The sequence below is a fragment of the Paractinoplanes globisporus DSM 43857 genome, assembly GCF_000379645.1.
GTDB classification, from domain to species: domain Bacteria; phylum Actinomycetota; class Actinomycetes; order Mycobacteriales; family Micromonosporaceae; genus Actinoplanes; species Actinoplanes globisporus.
This window is the reverse complement of the sequence record NZ_KB903298.1, coordinates 133,408-153,134: the sequence shown is the minus strand read 5'-3', so window position 1 is coordinate 153,134 and position 19,727 is coordinate 133,408. Positions and strand designations below refer to the sequence as shown.

The 19,727-nt window shown below is 71.5% G+C and carries 18 protein-coding genes and 1 pseudogene; 14 read left to right on the top strand and 5 right to left on the bottom strand.

The genetic code is table 11. From position 1 onward, the window contains the following. Nucleotides 1-134: 134 nt before the first annotated feature. The gene (locus A3CQ_RS0112685; protein ID WP_020511310.1) at nt 135-911 is read right to left on the bottom strand and encodes an IclR family transcriptional regulator; all 777 of its coding nucleotides are present in this window, start codon (nt 909-911) and stop codon (nt 135-137) included. A 128-nt stretch (nt 912-1,039) separates the two neighbouring features. Between A3CQ_RS0112685 and A3CQ_RS0112680 the strand changes: the two genes are divergently transcribed. From A3CQ_RS0112680 to A3CQ_RS0112650, 7 genes are all read left to right on the top strand, one after another. Then, nucleotides 1,040-1,798, top strand: coding sequence for an SDR family NAD(P)-dependent oxidoreductase (locus A3CQ_RS0112680; RefSeq protein WP_020511309.1), 759 nt, complete (start codon nt 1,040-1,042; stop codon nt 1,796-1,798). A 29-nt stretch (nt 1,799-1,827) separates the two neighbouring features. Next, the gene (locus A3CQ_RS0112675) at nt 1,828-2,607 is read left to right on the top strand and encodes an SDR family NAD(P)-dependent oxidoreductase (protein ID WP_020511308.1); all 780 of its coding nucleotides are present in this window, start codon (nt 1,828-1,830) and stop codon (nt 2,605-2,607) included. Further along, on the top strand, nt 2,607-3,575 hold the full coding sequence (locus A3CQ_RS57305) for a GlcG/HbpS family heme-binding protein (RefSeq protein ID WP_020511307.1): 969 nt from the start codon (nt 2,607-2,609) through the stop codon (nt 3,573-3,575). Before A3CQ_RS0112675 ends, A3CQ_RS57305 begins: the two co-directional genes overlap by 1 nt. Beyond that, nucleotides 3,572-4,492: a ketopantoate reductase family protein gene (locus A3CQ_RS0112665; protein ID WP_020511306.1), complete on the top strand. Its 921-nt coding sequence runs from the start codon at nt 3,572-3,574 to the stop codon at nt 4,490-4,492. The genes A3CQ_RS57305 and A3CQ_RS0112665 overlap by 4 nt, the downstream gene beginning before the upstream one ends. A gap of 125 nt (nt 4,493-4,617) precedes the next feature. Then, complete coding sequence (locus A3CQ_RS0112660) at nt 4,618-5,589, top strand: sugar ABC transporter substrate-binding protein (RefSeq protein WP_020511305.1); 972 nt, start codon at nt 4,618-4,620, stop codon at nt 5,587-5,589. A gap of 28 nt (nt 5,590-5,617) precedes the next feature. Beyond that, a complete protein-coding gene (locus A3CQ_RS52585) occupies nt 5,618-6,658 on the top strand; it encodes an ABC transporter permease (RefSeq protein ID WP_157295772.1) in 1,041 nt (346 codons plus the stop codon). Nucleotides 6,659-6,663: 5 nt separating this feature from the next. Continuing rightward, nucleotides 6,664-7,437, top strand: a complete 774-nt coding sequence (locus A3CQ_RS0112650; protein WP_157295769.1) for an ATP-binding cassette domain-containing protein — start codon at nt 6,664-6,666, stop codon at nt 7,435-7,437. Here the strand turns inward: A3CQ_RS0112650 and A3CQ_RS0112645 are convergent. Beyond that, a complete protein-coding gene (locus A3CQ_RS0112645) occupies nt 7,409-8,047 on the bottom strand; it encodes an MBL fold metallo-hydrolase (RefSeq protein WP_020511302.1) in 639 nt (212 codons plus the stop codon). The two genes, A3CQ_RS0112650 and A3CQ_RS0112645, sit on opposite strands and share 29 nt — an antisense overlap. Before the next feature lie 52 nt (nt 8,048-8,099). Between A3CQ_RS0112645 and A3CQ_RS52580 the strand changes: the two genes are divergently transcribed. Genes A3CQ_RS52580 through A3CQ_RS63625 form a run of 5 tightly spaced genes read left to right on the top strand, consistent with a single transcriptional unit; the run spans nt 8,100 to nt 13,766 of the window. After that, on the top strand, nt 8,100-9,704 hold the full coding sequence (locus A3CQ_RS52580; protein WP_211216569.1) for an FAD-binding oxidoreductase: 1,605 nt from the start codon (nt 8,100-8,102) through the stop codon (nt 9,702-9,704). After that, a complete protein-coding gene (locus A3CQ_RS0112635) occupies nt 9,697-10,110 on the top strand; it encodes a VOC family protein (protein ID WP_040432255.1) in 414 nt (137 codons plus the stop codon). Before A3CQ_RS52580 ends, A3CQ_RS0112635 begins: the two co-directional genes overlap by 8 nt. Then, complete coding sequence (locus tag A3CQ_RS52575; protein WP_020511299.1) at nt 10,107-10,985, top strand: flavodoxin family protein; 879 nt, start codon at nt 10,107-10,109, stop codon at nt 10,983-10,985. Before A3CQ_RS0112635 ends, A3CQ_RS52575 begins: the two co-directional genes overlap by 4 nt. Next, on the top strand, nt 10,982-13,576 hold the full coding sequence (locus tag A3CQ_RS0112625; RefSeq protein ID WP_020511298.1) for a glycoside hydrolase family 78 protein: 2,595 nt from the start codon (nt 10,982-10,984) through the stop codon (nt 13,574-13,576). Before A3CQ_RS52575 ends, A3CQ_RS0112625 begins: the two co-directional genes overlap by 4 nt. 58 nt (nt 13,577-13,634) lie before the next feature. Beyond that, nucleotides 13,635-13,766, top strand: coding sequence for a hypothetical protein (locus tag A3CQ_RS63625; RefSeq protein WP_020511297.1), 132 nt, complete (start codon nt 13,635-13,637; stop codon nt 13,764-13,766). Between the two features lie 158 nt (nt 13,767-13,924). On the opposite strand, the pseudogene A3CQ_RS58940 reads toward A3CQ_RS63625, so the two are convergent. Next, a pseudogene (locus tag A3CQ_RS58940) lies at nt 13,925-14,311 on the bottom strand (sigma factor); the annotation flags it as partial. Between the two features lie 99 nt (nt 14,312-14,410). Between A3CQ_RS58940 and A3CQ_RS0112610 the strand changes: the two are divergent. Together A3CQ_RS0112610 and A3CQ_RS0112605 are read left to right on the top strand one after the other, a co-directional pair. After that, nucleotides 14,411-14,833, top strand: coding sequence for a DUF6220 domain-containing protein (locus A3CQ_RS0112610; RefSeq protein ID WP_020511295.1), 423 nt, complete (start codon nt 14,411-14,413; stop codon nt 14,831-14,833). Beyond that, nucleotides 14,826-16,790 (top strand): acyl-CoA dehydrogenase family protein, encoded by a 1,965-nt coding sequence (locus A3CQ_RS0112605; protein WP_040432254.1) that lies wholly within the window; start codon nt 14,826-14,828, stop codon nt 16,788-16,790. The genes A3CQ_RS0112610 and A3CQ_RS0112605 overlap by 8 nt, the downstream gene beginning before the upstream one ends. Here A3CQ_RS0112605 and A3CQ_RS0112600 read toward each other — a convergent pair. Then, the gene (locus A3CQ_RS0112600; protein ID WP_020511293.1) at nt 16,787-17,860 is read right to left on the bottom strand and encodes a M48 family metallopeptidase; all 1,074 of its coding nucleotides are present in this window, start codon (nt 17,858-17,860) and stop codon (nt 16,787-16,789) included. The genes A3CQ_RS0112605 and A3CQ_RS0112600 overlap by 4 nt on opposite strands. 110 nt (nt 17,861-17,970) lie before the next feature. Then, nucleotides 17,971-19,722, bottom strand: a complete 1,752-nt coding sequence (gene ctaD, locus A3CQ_RS0112595) for an aa3-type cytochrome oxidase subunit I (RefSeq protein ID WP_020511292.1) — start codon at nt 19,720-19,722, stop codon at nt 17,971-17,973. Nucleotides 19,723-19,727: the final 5 nt, after the last annotated feature.

Sequence of the window (19,727 nt, the reverse complement as noted above, 5' to 3'; positions counted from 1 at the left end):
GGGATCGGACGATGCGAGGACACAGCCGGGTCTCACCCGGAGATGTCGTCGTCCCCCTGCAGCACCTGAAGCCACCCTTCGAAAAGCCAAACTCGGCAACGTCAACCATACACTCTCGTACGGTGAAGTCCGTTTTATGACTCTGCCACCAGCTGCGAGATCTCCGCGCACGTCGAGAGCACGACCGGCTTCAGCTCCCGCACGATCCGCTGCGCCGACCAGTCCCGGGCCTGCACGGCCAGGTTCACGCCGGCCACGACGCGACCGTCCGGCCCGGTGATCGGCCCGGCCACCGACCGCAGCCCGTACGCGAGTTCCTCGTCCTGCACGGCCCAGCCCTGCTCGCGGATCCGGGCCAGCTCCTCCCCCAGCTCCTCGAGCGACACCTTGGCGTTCGGCCCGTGCTGCGCCGGGAAGGACGCGGCGGTCACCCGCTCCCGCAAAGCGGCGGCATCGAGGTGCGCGAGCAGCAGCTTGCCGATCGACGTGTGCACGGCCGGCAGCGTCGACCCGACCTGGATGTTGGCCGTGACCAGGTCGGAGTTCCGCAGCCGCACCAGGTAGAGCACCCGGTCGCCGGTCAGCACCGCGAGGTTGACCGTCTCCCCGGTCCGGCTCGCCAGCTGCTGCAGCCGCGGCGTCGCCAGCTCGACCAGGTCGAGGCTGCGCAGCGCCGCCGACCCCAGAGTCAGCACCCGTACGCCCGGCCGGTAGTCCCCGCTCGGCAGGTGATCGAGGTAGCCCTCGGAGGTCAGGGTCTGCACCACCCGGTAGGCCGTCGGCATCGGCAGCCCGGCGGCCTCGGCCAGGTCGGTGACCCGCCACGTCGGCCGCTGTTCGGTGAAGAGGCTGAGCAGTCGCAGCCCCTTGGCCAGGGCCTCGACCCGGTACTCCGGTTTCGCGTCCGCCATGGTGCTCCCCGCGCGAGAAGTTGAGAACAAGAGCGTAAAGCCCACCGCAAGCGCAGCCTGGACAGCCCCGGACCCACCGTCTACGGTATCGGATAGTCGCTTTCATAATGCGAGAACAGGGGTATCCGATGGCGGACTGGCTAGCGCTCAAAGGGCGGCCGGCCCTCGTGGTCGGCGCGGGTGGTCTCGGCGGCGCGAGCGCGGTGAGCCTCGCCGCCCAGGGGGCCCGGGTGGCGCTGGCCGACGTCGACGAGCACAACCTCGAGGCGGTGGCGCGCGCGGCCAAGGAGGCCGGTGGCGCCATCGAGACCATCCCCGCCGACCTGCGCGATCCCGAGCGCTGCCGGCAGGTGGTCGACGAGGCGGCCGCGCGCATCGGCGTACCCCAGGTGTTCCTGCACGCCGTCGGGCGCAACGTCCGCCGGCCGGTCCTGGACCTCACCGACGCCGACTGGCAGCAGATCGTGGAGCTCAACCTGTCCACGGCCTACTGGCTCGGCCAGCACGCGGGCCGCCTGATGGTCGGCGCCGGCTACGGCCGGATGATCTTCGTGTCCTCGGTGTCGGGCCTGCTCGCGCACGCCGACCACGCGCCTTACGCCGCGACCAAGGGCGGTCTCAATCAGCTCGTACGCGTGATGGCCCGGGAATGGGCGGCGCGCGGCGTGACGGTCAACGCGGTCGCGCCCGGCTACATCGAGACCGACCTCACCAAGGACCACCTCGACAAGAACGGCAACCGCGCCGCCCTGGAACGGCTCGTCCCCGCCCAGCGCCTCGGCGTGCCCGAGGAGGTCGCCGACGCGGTCACCTTCCTCGCCTCCGACCGGGCGGGCTTCATCACCGGCCAAGTTCTCTACGTCGACGGCGGGCGCGTGCTCGTCTAATACCGTTATTTACGGACAAGGGAGACCGCATGAACATCCCCCGCCGCTTCGAGGGCCGCTCGGTCGTGGTGACCGGCGCCGGCACCGGCTTCGGCGCCGAGATCGCCGTCCGGGCCGCCCAGGAGGGCGCCCGCGCCGTGGGCGTGCACTACCGCTCCTCCCAGGCCGGCGCCGAGCAGACCGCCGACCGGGTCCGGGACGCGGGCGCCGAGCCGGTGCTGCTGCAGGCCGACATCGCCGACTGGTCGCAGGTCACGGCGCTGGCCGACGAGGCTTTCAAACAGCTCGGCGGCGTCGACGCGGTGATCAACAACGTCGGCGACGTGGCCCGCGAGCAGATGTCGTGGCGGGACATCACCGAGGAGTCGGTCGACCACGTGCTCGCCGTCGACATCAAGGGCACGATGGCCTGCGTCCACGAGTTCGGCGCCCGCATGCTCGACCAGGGCCACGGCGCGATCGTCAACATCGGATCGACCGTGATCGTCCGGGGCAGCGCCCGCGCCCCGCAGTACGCGGCGGCCAAGTACGGTCTTCTCGGTCTCACCAAGTCGTACGCGCACGCGTTCGCCCCGGTCGTGCGGGTCAACGTCTTCGCCCCCGGCTTCATCGAGACCGAGGCGACGCTCGGCCGCAAGGACTGGCGCGAGGGCCGCGGCGACCAGCTGCGCAAGATGACCCCGATGGGCCGCATCCCGGGCCCGGCCGAGCTGGCCGGCACCGCGCTGTTCCTGGCCACCGACGACGCGTTCCACATGACCGGCGGGTACATGGTCGCCGACGGCGGATACAACATGGTCGGGGCCTGATGACCGCGGTCCATCCCGTCGACGTCTCGCTGGCGGAGGCGCGGGCGCTCGTGCGCCGGGCGGTGGACAAGGCCGAGCAACTCGGCCTGCGCGGCGCGATTGCCGTGGTCGGCGCGAGCGGCGCGCTGGTCACGGCCTCGCGGCTCGATCACGGCGGACCGGGCGGCATGGCCCGGGCCCGCTCCAAGGCCTGGATCTCGGCGACCCAGCAGATCCCCAGCGCCGAGCACCTGCACCGGATGACCACCCTGCCCCCGCCGATCAGCCAGGGCTTCGTGACCGCCTCCCCCGAGGCGCTCTTCCCCGGCGCCGGCGGCCTGCCGATCCGCGACGGCGACGTCGTGACCGGCGGCATCTCGGCCTCCGGCGCGACGGTCAGCCCCTTCCTCCCCACCGGCGTCGCCCCCGAGGTGGTCAGCGCCGAGGGCGAACCGGCAAACCCCGAAGACCTTCTCATCGCGTACGCCCTGGCCACGACGTACACGGGACAGCACGGCGACGACCGCGCCCGCTGGCAGGCGAGGTTCGGCGATCTGACCGTCTCGCCGGCGGACAGTCTCGGCATGAAACCGGCCCCGCCGGCATCTCGTCAGCGGGAGCTCGACTGGGCCGTGGCGCTCGTCGATCGGGTGCTGGCCGCGGCCGAACGGGAAGGGTTGGGCGTGAGTGTGGCCGTGGTCGATCGCGGTGGCGATCCGATCCAGCAGGACCGGATGGACCACGCGGTGGCCGGCGGCGTCGACGTCGCCCTGGCCACGGCGAGCGCGGCCGCCCGCTTCGGCGTGCCCAGCGACCAGGTCGCCGCCTGGTATCCGGCCGCCCGGCTCGCCGCAATGCATCCGGCGCCGCTGCTGGCCGCACCGGGCGGCGTGCCGATAGTGGCCGGCGGGCGTGTGGTGGGCGGCCTCGGCATCGGCGGGGCCGACCCCGAAATATGCGGGGCCCTGGCGAAGGCCGCCGTCCCATGACCCGGATTGCCGTGCTCGGCTGCGGCGCGATCGGCAGCCTCTACGCCGCCCACCTCACCCGGGCCCCCGGCGTCGAGGTCTGGGCGGTCGACCCCTGGGCCGAGCACATCGAAGCCATCCGCGACCACGGCCTCCGAGTCACCGGCCTGGCCGAGTTCACCGCCGCCGTCCACGCCCTCACCGACGCCGCCGGCCTCCCGCCCTGCGACCTCGGCATCGTGGCGACCAAGGCCCAGCACACGAGCGCGGCGGTCGAAGCGGCCAGAGACGCTCTGAAAGACGCGGCCGTGGTCAGCGTCCAGAACGGGATCGGCAACGAGGAGGCGATCGCCGAGCTGCTCCCCCGGGTCATCCGCGGCACCATCGTCACCGCCGGAGCGGTCACCGCGCCCGGCACCGTCCGCTACGACGCCCCCGGCGACACCTGGATCGGCCCGTTCGAGCCCAGCCCCGCCCGTCCCGACGAGATAGCCCTGCTCGCCGACCTGCTCAACCGGGGCGGCCTCACCACACACGCCCTCCCCGACGTCCGCGGTCCCCAGTGGACAAAGGTCGTCTTCAACGCCGCCACCAGCCCGCTCTCCGCGCTCACCGGCCTCACCGTCGGCGAGGTCTGCACCGACCACGGCCTCCGTGCGCAGGTCCTCCGGCTGATCGAGGAGGCGGAGTCGGTCTGCGAGCGGTCCGGCATCACCCTCGCCCGCGATCCTCGCGACGCGGTCGAGGAAGCGGTGCTCGAGGCGTACGGCCACAAACCCTCGATGCTGCAGGACGTGCTCGCCCGCCGGACCACCGAGATAGCCGTGCTCAACGGCGGCATAGCCGCCGAGGGACGCCGGAACGGCGTGCCGACGCCCGCCCACGACGCCATGGTCGCGCTGGTCCGCGGCCTGGAGAGGTCCTGGGAACGCCCCTAGGCGTCACAGGTTGGAAATCGTCCGGTCAAGCCATGGACATCGTGCACCAGCTCACTTATGTTTCTCACATCTAAAAAGAAATCCGCTTTCACGATGTGAAAGTAGCCCCGATAAGGAGTTCGACCATGACCGTGCTCCGCCCCCTACTTGCCGCCGCACTGGCCGCTCCCCTCCTGCTCACCGCGGCGTGCGGCGACTCGTCGAGCGGTGGCTCGTCGGGTACGAACACCGCGAGCAAGCTCCCCAAGACCCTGGTCTTCTCCCCCCTCTCGCTCGCCCCGCCGGCCCTCAAGGGCCTTTCCGAGGGCGTGAAGGCGTACGCGCCGTCGCAGGGGTGGGAGGTCATCGTCCAGGACCCCAACTTCGACGCCACCAAGCAGACACAGCAGCTGAACGAGGTGATCAGCTCGGGCCGGGCCGGCGCCGCGTGGGTCCTCGCGGTCGCGCCCAAGTCGATGGGGCAGATCCTCAAGGCCGCCCAGTCCAAGGGCGTGCCGATCCTGGTCAACGGCAAGCCCGACGAATACGGCTTCACCGGCCCGCAGCCCGGCATCACGTTCGACTACATCGACTACGACGCCGGCGGCAAAGAGCTCGGCTCCCAGCTCGGCAAGTGCATCACCGAGAAGCTGGGCGGCACCGCCAAGGTGCTCTACACCTCCAGCCAGGAGGGCACGGCCGGCAAGGAGGCCTTCGACAAGGCCGCCCTCGACGCGCTGAAGACGGCCGCCCCCGGCGCCACCGTCGTGCAGACCCTGCCGGTCACCGACCGGGCCAAGGCCCAGACCGACGTCGGCAACGTGCTGCAGGGCAACCCCGACCTGGCCGCGGTCATGTCCGCCAACGACGAGGGCGCGCTCGGGGCGATCGGCGCGGCCGGCGCCGCCGGCAAGAAGCTCACCTGCGTCACCGACTTCGGCGGCAACGACGAGGTTCTGCAGAGCGTGAAGGACGGAAAGATCTACGCTTCGGTGGCCCTGCAGTTCCAGGCGGACATGACGCAGTCCTTCGACACGCTGGTCAAGATGCAGGCCGACCCCAAGGCCAACGGCCCGATCCTGATCGTGCCGCAGAAGACCACGACGGCCGGAAGCTGAGAGACTGAGGAGCTGAAGGGACATGGCCGTGACCATCGCACCCGCCGCCCGGGCCGCCGGCGCCGAGAAGGACAAGGATCCGGCGGTCATCCGCTCGCTGATCTTCGTCCGGGACCGGGGCATCTTCGTCCTCTGGGCGTTGCTGCTGATCGCGTTCAGCATCTGGGCCAGCCCGTACTTCGCCAGCGTCGACAACGCGATCCTCATCGCCAACGCCGCGGCGATCACGGCGATCTTCGCGGCCGGGGTGGCGGTCGGCATCATCGGCGGCGCCCTGGACCTGTCGATCCCGGGCACCGCCGCGCTGGCCGGCTGCGTCTGCGGCTGGCTGATCACGCACGGCACGCCGACCTGGCTGTCGATCGTGGCGGCGCTGGCGCTGGGTGCGGTGGTCGGGGTCATCAATGGTCTGATCACGCTGCGGGGCTTCAACCCGATCATCGTCACGATCGGCACGCTGTCGGCGATGTCCGGGCTGGCCGCGGTCATCGTCGGCGGCTACACGATCCCCGGGCTCGACTCGCTGACCTTCATGGGCACCCAGCGCTACCTCGGCGTCCCGGCGCCGGTCTGGATCGTCGCCGCGCTGTTCGCGGCGGGCACGGTCTTCCTGACCCGCACCCGCGACGGGATCCGGATGATGGCGGTCGGCGGCAACCCCGAGGCGGTGCGCCGCTCCGGCATCCACTCCAACCGGTACAAGGTGCTGGGCTTCGTCATCAGCGGGTTCTGCGCGGCGCTGGGCGGCCTGGTGACCACGGCGCTGGTCACCGAGGCCAACCCGGCCGCCAGCCCGGGCATCATCTTCAACGCGCTGACCGCGGTCGCGCTGGCCGGCGTCTCGCTGGCCGGCGGGCGCGGGTCACTGCCCCGCGTGCTGGTCGGGGCGCTCATCCTCGGCACCATCTCGAACGCGCTGACCCTCAAGGGGATCCAGCCGTACTGGGCGACGGCGGTGACCGGCGTGCTGCTGCTCGGCTCGCTCGCCCTCGAGAAGTGGGTCTCCACGACCGTCTCGCGCCGGCTCGTCCTGTCCGCTCACGCCTCCACGCACACCGGAACGAGGTGACCGTCGTGGACTCCCCCGCTCTCGAACTCCGCGGCATCGACATGCATTACGGGTACGTCCGGGCGCTCGACACGATCGACATCGAGGTGCGGCAGGGCGAGGTGCTCGGCCTGCTCGGCGACAACGGAGCCGGCAAGTCGACGCTGCTCAAGGTGATGTCGGGCGTGCACCAGCCGACCGCCGGCGAGATCCGGGTGCACGGCACGCCCGCCACCTTCGCCTCCCCGGCCGACTCCACGCACGCCGGCATCCAGATGGTCTACCAGGACCTCGCGCTGGTCGACGCGCAGGACATCTCCACCAACCTCAACCTCGGCCGGGAGATCCTGCGCAAGGGGCCGCTCGGCTGGCTCGGGTTCGTCGACCACAAGGCGCAGCGCCGTCGCTCGGCGGCCGAGCTCGAGAAGCTGGGCGTACGCACAGCAGCGGTGACCCGGCCGGTGGAGATGCTCTCAGGCGGCCAGCGGCAGGTCGTGGCGCTGGCCCGCGGCGCGACCCGGGTCGCGGGCGCCGAGCGCAACGGTGTCCTGCTGCTCGACGAACCGACCGCCGCGCTCGGCTACGAGCAGACCCAGCAGGTGCAGGCGCTGATCCGCCGCCTCGCCGATCAGGGCGTCGCCTGCATCCTGGTCACCCACAACCTGCCCCTGGCGATGGCGGTCTGCGACCGGATCGCGGTGCTCAACCGCGGGCGCAAGGTCGCCGATGTGCCGGTCGCCGAGACCGACAACGATCAGCTCGTCGGCTGGATCACCGGGGCTCGTCCGTCGATGTTCTGAGGGGGCTTCGGACGACCCCGTCCGGCAGGAACGCGGCGAGCATCCCGAAGTACTTGGCCGGGTCGGTCGTCTCGCCCTCGTGCATCGGCACCGCGACGCGCGGGTCGACCGCCCGCACGTAGTCGATCGCCTCGGCCAGCTTGAGCCACGGACCGTCCACCGCCACCGCGAGCACGTCCACCTCGGACGGCGGCACGAGGAAGGAGTCGCCCGGGTGGAAGAACGCACCCTCGTCGATCAGGTAGGCCGCGTTGGTGCAGCCCGGGACGTCGCCGTAGACCGCGGCGTGCAGCCCGCCCAGGACGTCGACGGTCGCGTTGTCGTTCTCGCCGCCGAAGCGCAGCCGATCGCCCGGCTCGACGACCACGTGCGCGGGCAGTCCCTCGACGGTCGACGCGGTGTCGGCGTCGACGACCAGGCTCGCGTTCCGGTTGGCCGCCAGCAGCGCGGCCACCCGGGCGACGTCGAGGTGGTCGGGGTGCTGGTGGGTGACGAGCACGGCGTCGAGGTCGCGCACCCCGTCGAAGTCGGACATCGTGCCGGGGTCGATGAGCAGGCGGGCGCCGCCCTCCACGAGGAAGCAGGCGTGGCCGAGATGGGTCAGCTTCACGGGGTCGCAGCATACTCTCACATCGAGAAATCAGGTTCCGTACAGCAAGAAAGTGAGGCTCGGGATGGACGGTCTCTTCCTGCGCGGCCAGGAAGGCTATGAGGAGGCCCGCGCCGATCGGGTCTTCAACCGGCGGCGCCCGGACCGCTTTCCCGACGCGGTGCTCGTGGCCGCCGATGCCGCCGGGGTCGCCGCCGGCGTGAAGCTCGCCCGCTCCCGCGGATGGCAGGTCGCGGTTCGCGCCGGCGGGCATTCCTGGGCGGCGTGGAGCCTGCGCGACGGCGGTCTGCTGATAGACCTTCAAAATCTCACCACGATGGCGTACGAGGAGGAGAGCGGTATCGCCGTCGCGGGTCCGGCCGTGCGTGGGGGTGCCGAGCTCGCGCCGTTCCTGGCGTCGCGCGGGCGCTCGTTCCCGGGCGGGCACTGCCCGACGGTCGGGATCGGTGGATTCCTGCTCCAGGGCGGTCAGGGCTGGAACAGCCGCTCGGTCGGGTGGGCCTGCGAGAGCGTCGCGGCGGTCGACGTGGTCACCGCCAACGGTTCTCTGATCACCGCCGATCCGCATCAGAACAGCGACCTCTACTGGGCCGCCCGCGGCGCCGGTCCCGGATTCCCCGGCATCGTCACCGCCTTCCATCTGCGGACGTACGCGGCCTATCCCTTCCTTTGGCATGACACCTGGACCTTCCGACTCGACGACGGCGAGACGCTGCTGGACTGGATGCATGACCTTCTGCCCACGCTCGACCGCCGCGTCGAGCCGGTGATCGCCGCGACCCGGGTGCCCTACGTCCCGCTCGATCCGGGAGTCGAGCACCCCGGTGGGACGGTCCTCCTCCTGCACACGACGGTCATGACCTCGTCGGCGGACGAGGCCGCCGCGCTGCTGAGCGTCTTCGACGACGGGCCGCTGGCCGGGCGGCGGCTCGGTCACGTGCGCGGCGAGACCAGCCTCGCCGAGGAGGGCGTCGCCCAGGAGGGCCAGAACCCCACCGGTCACCGGTACGCCGTGGACTGCGCCTGGACCGACGCGCCGGCCGCCGCGCTGGCCCCACCCCTGCTGCGGCTGTGGCGTGAGCTGGACACCACGCACTCGTTCTCGATCTGGTACGGCTGGGCCCCGAGCCGGCCACTGCCCGACATGGCGTTCTCGGTCGAGGGCAACGTCTACATAGCCACGTACGCCATCTACGAGGACCCGGCCGACGACGAGCACTACCGCGACTGGGTGCACTCCCGCACCGCCGCCCTGCCCGGCGCCGGCGTCTACCTCGGCGACACCGACTTCACCCGCCGCCAGGACCGCTTCCTCTCCGACGCCAACGTCGACCGGCTCGCTCGGATCCGCGCCAAATGGGACCCGGACGGCCTCTTCGCCTCCTACCTGACCGCCGACGTCGCCGCCCTGAACCGCCCGGCCCGCGCGCCGGGCGCGACCGCCGCCGCCGACGTCGCGGGCGACGCGAATCGCCCAGGCCGCACGCCGGGCCCCGCCGACGTCGCGGAGGGCTCGACCCGCCCAGGCCGCACGCCGGGCGCGGCCGCCGGCGTCGGCCGCGACGTCGACGTCGACGTCGCGGAAGGCTCGACCCGCCCAGCTCGCGCGCAGGGTGCGGCCGCCGGCGTCGCGGAGGAGCCGAACCGTCTTGGCTGAGGCGCGACTCGACCATGTGGGGCTCGCGGTGCACGACCTCGACGCGGCCGCCGAGTGGTACTGCGCGGCGTTCGGCTACCGGCGTGAGCTGCGGCTGCGGGTCGACCCGATCGACCTGGACATCGTGATGCTCATCCACGACGTGCACGGCGACCGCCTCGAGCTGCTGCACCGCCCGGGCTCGTCGGCCGGCCTGCGCCCTGCCGATCCGGCCGAGGCGGCGCTGTCCGAGGCGTTCGGACACATCGCGTTCGACGTGCGCGGCCTCGACGCCGCGTTCGAGCGGGCGGTCGGGCTGGGTGCCCGGCCGGTGATGACCCCGCGGCCGTCGCCCGAGCCGGGCGTGCGGATGGCCTACGTGGCCGACCCGGAAGGAAACCTCGTCGAGCTGCTGGAGCGACCATGAACACCGTTCTGGGACTGAGCGCCGGCGCGGCCGGCGGAAGCGCCGAGATCCTGCTGTGCACCGCGCTCGCCGCGGTCCCCGGCGCGTCCGCCGACCCGGAGCTGATCCGGCTGGCCGGCCTCGACCTCACCGAGCCGGCCGATCTCGACTGGTTCTGGGAGAAGCTCGTCGAATGTGACGGCCTCATCGTGAGCACGCCCATCATGAGCCGCACCATGGCCGCCGGCCTCAAGCTGCTCGTCGACCGGCTGCTCGGCCCCAACGCCGACGCCGCCATCATCGAGCAGCTCGTGGCACTGCGCCGGGCGGGCACCGAGCCGGCCGTGCCGTTCCGCGTCGACGAGCGGGTGCTGCGCCCGCGGGTGGCCGGCTTCCTCGCGGTCGGCGGCTCGCTCACCCCGCAGTGGAAGACGCTCGCCCTCCCGCTGATGCACTCGCTCACGTTCTCCATGCACATCGCGGTCGCCGACCAGGTGGTCTTCGGCGGCGCCGGCACGCCCCGGTCGATCCTGCTCGACGAGGACGCCCTGCGCCGCGCGGCAACCCTGGGCGCGAATGTGGCGAGCCAGCTCGGCAAGGCCTTCGACGACGTCCGCTATTTCGGCGACCCCGGCCTCTGTCCGATGTGCCATCTCAGCGTGATCGAGCTGACCGGCACCGATGTGGCCTGCGCGACCTGCGGCAGCCGGGGCACGCTCGGCAATGGTGGAACGGTCGAATGGACCGACACCACGACCTCGGTCCTGTCGATGGCCGAGAAGCGGGCACACGCCGCCGAGATCCAGGAGACCGCCGCCCGCCACCGCGAACTCCAGGACGACCTGGCGAAACGCGCCGCCGCCGTGCCCGCGTTCACCCCGGTCAGGCCCCGATGATCGGGATCGCGCATGGCCTGCGGGTCGAACACCTATACCAACCGCTTGGTCTGCTCGATCCGGCGCCTCGCCTCTCCTGGCGGCTGCCGGCCGGTACCACCCGGCAACTCGGCTTTCGGATCCGCACCGACAACGGCTGGGACACCGGGGACGTTGCCGGCGACCGGTCGCTCTTCCACGCGTACGCGGGGAATGCTCTTGGGTCCTCGCAAAGAGTGACCTGGCAGGTGAGGGTCGTGACCGACCGGGGCGACCACGACTGGTCCGAGCCCTCGTGGTTCGAGACCGGCCTGATGTCCACATCGGACTGGCGGGCCGAGTGGATCTCCGCGCGCGAGGGCGATTCCCTTCTCCGCGGCGCCTTCTCGTGCGACCAGCCCGTGACCCGCGCCCGGCTGTACATCACCGCGCACGGCCTCTACGAGGCGTTCCTCAACGGCACGCGGGTCGGGGACGCCGAGCTGACCCCCGGCTACACGCAGTACCGCCGCCGCTTGCAGGTGCAGGCCTACGACGTCACGGATCTCGTGCGCGAGGGCGGCAACGCGCTCGCCGTCATCCTGGCCGACGGCTGGTACCGCGGCCAGACCGGCGCCCTGCACTCGCCCGCGCAGTGGGGCGACCGGACCGCACTGCTCGCGCAGCTGCACCTGTGGACGGCCGACGGCTCGGTCGTCGTCACCGGCACATCGTCCTCGTGGCGCTCCTCGCCCGGGCACATCGTCGCCGCCGACCTCATCGCCGGCGAGTCCGTCGATCTGAGCCGGGAGCCTGCGGGCTGGTCGCGGCCGACCTTCGACGACTCCTCCTGGTCGGAGGTCGCGCTCTCGGGCGGAACGGCGGCGGGCCTGACCGACTCGCCCGCCCCGCCCGTGCGCCGGATCGAGGAGATCAGGCCGGTCTCGGTCACCTCGCTGGGCGATCGGCAGATCATCGACCTCGGGCAGAACATCAACGGCTGGGTGCGCCTCACCCGCCTCGGCCCCGCGGGCGCGCCGATCACCCTCACCCACGGCGAGATCCTCGACGCCGGCGGCGACGTCACCACCGACCACCTGCGGCCTGACTTCCCGTTCCTGCCCGCGCCGCTGCCGGCCGGCATGGTCGACGTGGTCGTCCCGGCCGGCGGGCCCGGTGAGGTCTTCGAGCCGCGCCGCACCACGCACGGCTTCCGCTACGTGCGCGTCGAGGGCCTCGCGAAAGGACTGACCCCCGACGACGTACGCGGGATTGTTGTTCATACCGACATGCCGCGCACGGGCTGGTTCGAGTGCAGCGACCCCCGCGTGAACGCCCTGCACGAGGCCGCGGTCTGGAGCCTGCGCGACAACGCCTGCGACATCCCCACCGACTGCCCCCAGCGGGAACGGGCGGGCTGGACCGGCGACTGGCAGATCTTCGCGGGCACGGCCGCCTTCCTCTACGACATCGCGGGCTTCACCACGAAGTGGCTGCGCGACGTGGCAGCCGACCAGTGGCCCGACGGCACCGTCGCCAACATGAGCCCCTGCCCGCCGGCCGAGGGACTCGGCTCCCCGACGGCCCACCTGAACGGCTCGGCCGGCTGGGGCGACGCCGTCGTGATCGTCCCGTGGCGGCTCTACGAGGCCTACGGCGACGAGCGCATCCTCGCCGAGATGTGGCCCGCGATGGAGGCGTGGATGACCCGCGGCTTCACGATGGCCCGCGAGAACCGTCACCCCGATCGCGTGGCCCGCCGTCCCGTGCCGGCGCCCCACGAGGCGTACCTCTGGGACTCGGGCTTCCATTGGGGCGAGTGGCTGGCGCCCGGCGAGGAACCGGGCGACTTCCCGTCGTTCGTCGCCGCCGACAAGAGCGACGTGGCCACGGCCTACCTGGCCCATTCCGCCGCCCTGATGGCCCGCATCGCCCGCGTGATCGGCCGCGACCCGGCCCACTGGGAGACGCTGGCCGCCGCCGCCCGCGACGCCTGGCAGCGCGAGTTCATCACACCCGACGGCCGCCTGATCCCGGACACGCAGGCCAACCACGTGCGGGCGCTGGCGTTCGACCTGGTCCCGGCCGCGCTGCGACCGGCCGTGGCCACCCAGCTGGCCACTCTGGTCGAGGCGGCCGGCAACCACCTGACCACCGGTTTCCTGGCCACCCCCGACCTGCTGCCGGTCCTGGCCGACGCCGGCCGCCCCGAGGTCGCCTACGCCCTCCTGATGCAGGACACCGAGCCCTCGTGGCTGACCATGATCGACCGTGGCGCGACGACCATCTGGGAGCGCTGGGACGGCGTCACGCCGGACGGCGTGGCCCACGAGTCCCTGAACCACTACTCCAAGGGCGCCGTGGTCTCGTTCCTTCACCGCTACGTGGCCGGCCTGACCCCCACCGCCCCCGGCTACCGCGCCTTCGAGGTACGCCCCCGCCCCGGCGGCGGCCTGACCTGGGCCCACGCGGCGCACGAGTCCCCGTACGGCCGCATCGAGGTTCGGTGGTCCGTGACCGGCGGCGGCATCGACCTGTCCGTCTCGGTCCCACCGGGCACCACCGCCACGGCCGTCCTCCCCGACGGCACCACCCGCGAACTGACTCCCGGCGAGCACCACCTCACCGGGTGATCGAGCGGGGTCCACCCCCCGATCACCCGCCCAGAAAACGGGCGTAACGTCCCCCGTCGTGACAACGATCGAGGGTGCGCTGGTTTTCGCCGGAATCCCGCTGGCCGTGGTGGGCATCGTCTTCGGCGCGGTCTTCAGCACCACCCCCAAGCCGCCCCGGGACGAGTCGAAGCGGCCCAAGAAGCCCTGATCGAGCAGCCCGACGATGGCCCCGACGTCAGCCGCCTCCCAGGCCCGCCGGAACGCGCGCACCACCGAGGCGTCGGGCACGGCGGACGGCCGAGCCCCGCGGATCCGCCGCCGCCCCGACGAGGCGAGCTGCCGGCAGGCCACCTCGGACCGCCCGACGACCTGGCCCACCTCGGCGAACGAGTACCGGAACACGTCGTGCAGGACGAACGCCACCCGCTCGGCCGGCGTCATCGTCTCCAGAACGACCAGAAACGCCATGGAGACGGACTCATCGAGCGTGACCCGGTCGGCGGGATCGCCCTCGCCGAGCGGCTCGGGCGGCCACGGCCCGGCGGAGTGCCGCACCCGCGCCGACCCGAGCACGTCGAGGCAGATCCGCCCGGTCACCTTTCTCAGCCAGGCGCCCGGCGACGCCACGGCCGCGCGCTCGCCGGGTGATAGCGCGTACCACCGCGCGTACGCCTCTTGAACCGCGTCCTCCGCCTCGACCGGCGATCCGAGAAGCCGGTTCGCGACGTTCAGAAGCTGCCGGCGCTCATCCATGCGACCAGGACGAGCCACCGCGCCGGAACGTGACACCTCACGTTTCGCGCGCCGCGTCGTCTGATCAGTGACGACCCGGTCCGATCAGAGAGGCTCCCGATGCGCAAAACCTTCGCCGCCCTGGCATTCCTGTTCCTGCTGGTCGTGCTGGCCCAGTTCTTCCTGGCCGCGACCGGCGCGTTCAGCGCGAAGCCCGACGACGAGTCGTTCGCGCCGCATCGCGCCCTCGGTTACGTCACGTTCGTGCTCCCGGTGGTGATGGCGATCGTCGCCGCGGCGGCCCGCCTTCCGGGGCGGCTGGCCGCCCTGTCCGCGCTGATCGCCGGCCTGGTCACCGTGCAGGTGGTGATCGCGAAGATCGCCGAGGCCCTGGGCGACGACGGCACGGCGGGCCCGCTGGTCTTCGGCCTGCACGCGCTGGCCGGCCTGGTCGTCGCGGCCCTGGCCGGAGAGATCGTCCGCCGGGCGCGGGTTCTGTGGCGGACCGGCCGACCGGCCGCCTACAATATTACTCATGGGTAACTTGGGGCTTCAGGAAGCGCTCGACGGTCGCTGGGCGCACGTGCGGCGGGCCGCGCGCGAGCAGCTCGCGGGAACGCACTTCGTGGCGGTGCCGGGCGAGACGCTGGAGCAGAGCCGGGAACGGATCTCCCGGCTCGTCCGGGAGCTGCCGGTCGACCCGGGCATCGCCGCCGGCTTCCCGATCGCGTACGGGGGCGGTGGCGACCCGGGCGGCTCGGCGGTCGCGGCCGAGATGCTCGCGCAGCTCGACCTGTCGCTGATGGTCAAGGCCGGCGTGCAGTGGGGCCTGTTCGGCGGCGCGGTCGTCGCGCTCGGCACGGCCAAGCACCACGACGCCTACCTGCGCGACATCATCTCGGCCGACCTTATGGGCTGCTTCGCGATGACCGAGACCGGGCACGGCTCCGACGTCCAGCAGCTGCGCACCACCTGCACGTACGATCCCGGCACCCAGACCTTCGACCTGCACACGCCGCACGAGGCGGCCCGCAAGGACTACATCGGCAACGCCGCCCGCGACGGGCGCATGGCCGTGGTGTTCGCCCAGCTCATCACCGGCGGCCGGCGGTACGGCGTGCATGCCTGGCTGGTGCCGGTCCGCGACGACCAGGGCCGCCCGATGCCCGGCGTGACGATCGGCGACGACGGACCCAAGGCCGGGCTGCTGGGCGTCGACAACGGCCGGCTCTCGTTCGACCACGTGACCGTGCCGCGCGAGATGCTCCTCGACCGGTACGGGCAGGTCGCGCCCGACGGCACGTACTCCAGTCCGATCGAGAACGACACCCGGCGCTTCTTCACGATGCTGGGCACGCTCGTGCGGGGCCGGGTCGTGGTCGGCGGGTCGGCCTCGGCCGCGACCAGGAGCGCGCTGACCATCGCCGTGCGCTACGGCGAGGTGCGGCGGCAGTTCGCGGCGCCCGGTGAGCACCGCGAGATCGCCCTGAACGACTACCTCGCCCATCAGCGCACTCTTCTGATCGCGCTGGCCACCACGTACGGGCTGAGTTTTGCTCAAGAAGAGCTGGTCAGCGCCCTGCACGAGGTCCAGACCGCGGACGGCCCGGTCGACGAGCACCGGCAGCGGGAGCTGGAGTCGCGGGCGGCGGGGCTCAAGGCCGTGCAGACGTGGCACGCCACCCGCACCATCCAGGCCTGCCGTGAGGCGCTCGGGGGCGCCGGCTATCTCGCGGAGAACCGCCTGCCCGGCCTGAAGGCCGACACCGACGTGTTCACGACGTTCGAGGGCGACAACACGGTCCTGCTGCAGCTGGTCGCGAAGGGTTTGCTCACCGGCTACCGGGACGCCTTCGGATCGCTGGACGGCTGGGGACGGGCGACGTTCGTGGCCGAGCAGGTCCGCGAGATGGTGCTCGAGCGGACGGCGGCGCGCTCGCTGATCCAGCGTCTGGTCGACGCCGTGCCCGGCCGCGACGACGAGGTGGCGCTCACCGACCGCGGCTGGCACCTGCGCATGTTCGAGGACCGCGAGAAGCACCTGCTCGACGGCGCGATCCGCCGCCTGCGCAAGGGCGCCGCCCGCAAGCGGCCCTTCGACATCTTCAACGACGTGCAGGACCACGTCCTCGAGGTCGCCCTCGCCCACGTCGACCGCATCGTGCTGGAGGCCTTCGTCGCCGGCATCGAGCGCACCGCCGACCCCGCCGCGAAGGAACTGCTCGCCAAGGTCGCCGACCTGTACGCGCTGAGCACGATCGAGGCGCACAAGGGCTGGTACCTGGAGCACCAGCGCCTGACCCCGCCGCGGTCGAAGGCGATCACCGCGAAGGTGAACGATCTGCTCAAGCAGCTCCGGCCGCACATGGCCGAGCTGGTCGACGCGTTCGCCATCCCGGACGAATGGCTCGCCTGCGCGGCGCTGCGCGAGGAGCCCGCCCGCCAGGCCACCATGACGGCCCACGACGACGAGCTCCTCGCCACCCCCGTTTCGGCCTAGTTGTCGCGGCCGTCCTGGTTGTTGCCACCGTTGTCGCCGCCGCGGCCGGTGGCCCAGCCGCGGGCGCCGCGGGCCGCCGAGCCCGCCAGGTCGCCCATTCCGCCGGCGGCCCGGCGGGCCAGCGACGTGAGCGGGTCGGTCGAGGTGCGGAACGTCTCGCGGTAACTGTTCGCCGCCGCCTTCACGTCGTCGGACACCGACGCGTCCCCGTCGTCGTCGCGGCGCGGGTAGTCGCCGCCGACGATCCGGGCGTACTCCCCGGAGTCCACCCAGCGGCGCAGCTCGGCCGCCCGGGCCACCGGGAACGGCTCGGTGCTGAACGCGGTCATGCCCAGCTTGTGCAGGCTGTCCCGCAGGTCGCCGCCGCCCTCGTACTCGGCCGCCTGCTCGAGGAAGGCCGCCGTGTCGATCTGCGACAGGTCGCCGCCGCCGGCCATCTTCATGAACAGCCGGATCGAGGCGGACTGGTCCTGCGCCGCGAGCAGTCCGGCCCGGTCGGCGGAGAGCTCGGCCTTGCGCCACCACTCGTACATCGCCACGATGACCGCCCGCAGCGCCAGCGCGCCGACCGGCAGCCAGCTCACATTCGACACCCAGCGGGTCAGGATCGTGAGGATCGTCTGGTAGACCGCGTGCCCGCTGCGCACATGACCGATCTCGCGCCCCAGCAGCGTCCGCAGCTCGTCGTCGTCGAGCTTCTCGACCGCGGCCGTGCTGATCACCACGAACGGCCGGTCCAGCCCGATCGCCAGCCCGTGGATCATCGGCGACTGGTGCACGTACAACTCGGGCGGTTCCGGCACGTCGAGCGTCCGCGCCGCCTCCGTGAACCGCTGGTAGACCCGCGGATACTGCCGGTGGTCGACCCGGATCGCCCCGGCCAGGTACGACAGGCGGAACCCGCGCTCGTTCCACATGCCGAAGAACGCCTTCACCACGTCGTCGAACCCGCGCAGCTCGCGCAGAGCCGTCAGCGCACCCCGATCGGCCGGGTGCTCCCACGCCCGCGAACTGATCCCGGTCAGCGTCACCCGCTGCCGCTCCGGCCGATTCTCCCCGTCGTTGGTCATCGCACCCTCCGTCTCGTAGGGGTACGAGCCTTCCGGAACGGCCGATCCCACACATCGGCCCGAGGCAGGGATTCGCCCCGATCCCCTACGACTTTCGGCCGATGCCGGCCTCAGCGGTCGGTGCTGAGGTCCTCCTTGTAGGTGGCGCCGCCGTCGGATTCGGCGGACAGCGGGCGCGCCCCGCCCTCCGGCGGGCCCGCGAGGGACTGCTCACCGGCGGCCAGCTCGGGATACTTCACGTCGAAGGCGGGCCGTTCCGACCGGATCCGGGGCATGCGGTCGAAGTTGCGCAGCGGCGGCGGCGTGGAGGTGGCCCACTCCAGCGAGTTGCCGTGGCCCCACGGGTCGTTCGCGGTCACGACCTGACCGACCTTGTACGAATGCCACACGTTGTAGATGAACGGCAGCGTGGCCAGGCCGAGCACGAACGAGCTGATCGTCGAGATCGTGTTGAGCGTAGTGAAGCCGTCCGACGGGAGGTAGTCCGCGTACCGCCGCGGCATGCCCTCGGTGCCCAGCCAGTGCTGGACGAGGAACGTGCCGTGGAAGCCGAGGAACGTGAGCCAGAAGTGAATCTTCCCGAGGCGGTCGTCGAGCATCCGGCCGAACATCTTCGGGAACCAGAAGTAGATACCGGCGAACACCGCGAACACGATCGTGCCGAACAGCACGTAGTGGAAATGCGCGATCACGAAATACGAGTCGGACACGTGGAAGTCGATCGGCGGCGACGCCAGCAGCACACCCGAGAGGCCGCCGAACAGGAAGGTCACGAGGAAGCCGATCGCGAACATCATCGGTGTCTCGAAACTGATCTGACCGCGCCACATCGTGCCGATCCACACGAAGAACTTCATGCCGGTCGGCACGGCGATCAGGAACGACAGGAAGCTGAAGAACGGCAGTAGCACCTGGCCGGTCACGAACATGTGGTGCGCCCACACCGACATCGACAGCGCCGCGATCAGCAGCGTCGCCGCGACCAGGCCCTTGTAGCCGAAGACCGGCTTGCGGCTGAAGACCGGGATGACCTCGGTGATGATCCCGAAGAACGGCAGCGCGACCACGTACACCTCGGGGTGCCCGAAGAACCAGAACAGGTGCTGCCAGAGCATCGGGCCGCCGGTGTCCACGTCGAAGACATGCGCGCCGAGCACCCGGTCGGCGGCGAGGGCGAACAGCGCGGCGGCCAGGAACGGGAAGACCAGGATCACCAGCAGGCTGGTGACCAGGATGTTCCACGTCATGATCGGCATGCGGAACATGGTCATGCCGGGCGCCCGCAGCGTCAGGATCGTGGTGATCATGTTGACGCCGCCGAGGATGGTGCCCAGACCCGAGATGGCCAGGCCGACCACCCACATGTTCCCGCCGATCCCCGGCGAGTGCAGCGAGTCGCTCAGCGGCGCGTACGCGAACCAGCCGAAGTCGGCCGCACCGCCCGGCGTGAGAAAGCCGCACATGACCAGCGCGGTTCCGAACACATACAGCCAGTACGCGAGCGCGTTCAAGCGCGGAAATGACACATCCGGCGCGCCGATCTGGATCGGGACCACGAAGTTGGCGAAGGCGAACACGATCGGCGTCGCGAAGAACAGCAGCATGATCGTGCCGTGCATGGTGAACAGCTGGTTGAACTGCTCGGGCGACAGGATCTGCATGCCGGGCCGGGCCAGTTCGGAGCGCATCAGCAGCGCCAGGAACCCGCCGATCACGTAGTACCCGAGCGACGTGAACAGGTACATGATCCCGATCTGTTTCGCGTCGGTCGTGCGGAGGAGCCGGGTCAGAGCCGAACCCTTGACCTGCCGCCGGACCGGGTACGGCCGGGTGGCTACCGGGCGCGGGGCGACTGTGGTCATGCGAG

Bases quoted from the DNA above. Each gene is read 5' to 3' on its own strand.
- A3CQ_RS0112680 (WP_020511309.1), top strand. From the start codon at position 1,040: ATGGCGGACTGGCTAGCGCTCAAAGGGCGGCCGGCCCTCGTGGTCGGC.
- A3CQ_RS0112625 (WP_020511298.1), top strand. From the start codon at position 10,982: ATGATCGGGATCGCGCATGGCCTGCGGGTCGAACACCTATACCAACCG.
- A3CQ_RS0112605 (WP_040432254.1), top strand. From the start codon at position 14,826: ATGGGTAACTTGGGGCTTCAGGAAGCGCTCGACGGTCGCTGGGCGCAC.
- A3CQ_RS0112675 (WP_020511308.1), top strand. From the start codon at position 1,828: ATGAACATCCCCCGCCGCTTCGAGGGCCGCTCGGTCGTGGTGACCGGC.
- A3CQ_RS0112685 (WP_020511310.1), bottom strand. From the start codon at position 911: ATGGCGGACGCGAAACCGGAGTACCGGGTCGAGGCCCTGGCCAAGGGG.
- A3CQ_RS0112610 (WP_020511295.1), top strand. From the start codon at position 14,411: ATGCGCAAAACCTTCGCCGCCCTGGCATTCCTGTTCCTGCTGGTCGTG.
- A3CQ_RS0112600 (WP_020511293.1), bottom strand. From the start codon at position 17,860: ATGACCAACGACGGGGAGAATCGGCCGGAGCGGCAGCGGGTGACGCTG.
- A3CQ_RS0112665 (WP_020511306.1), top strand. From the start codon at position 3,572: ATGACCCGGATTGCCGTGCTCGGCTGCGGCGCGATCGGCAGCCTCTAC.
- A3CQ_RS57305 (WP_020511307.1), top strand. From the start codon at position 2,607: ATGACCGCGGTCCATCCCGTCGACGTCTCGCTGGCGGAGGCGCGGGCG.
- A3CQ_RS0112660 (WP_020511305.1), top strand. From the start codon at position 4,618: ATGACCGTGCTCCGCCCCCTACTTGCCGCCGCACTGGCCGCTCCCCTC.
- A3CQ_RS52575 (WP_020511299.1), top strand. From the start codon at position 10,107: ATGAACACCGTTCTGGGACTGAGCGCCGGCGCGGCCGGCGGAAGCGCC.
- ctaD (WP_020511292.1), bottom strand. From the start codon at position 19,722: ATGACCACAGTCGCCCCGCGCCCGGTAGCCACCCGGCCGTACCCGGTC.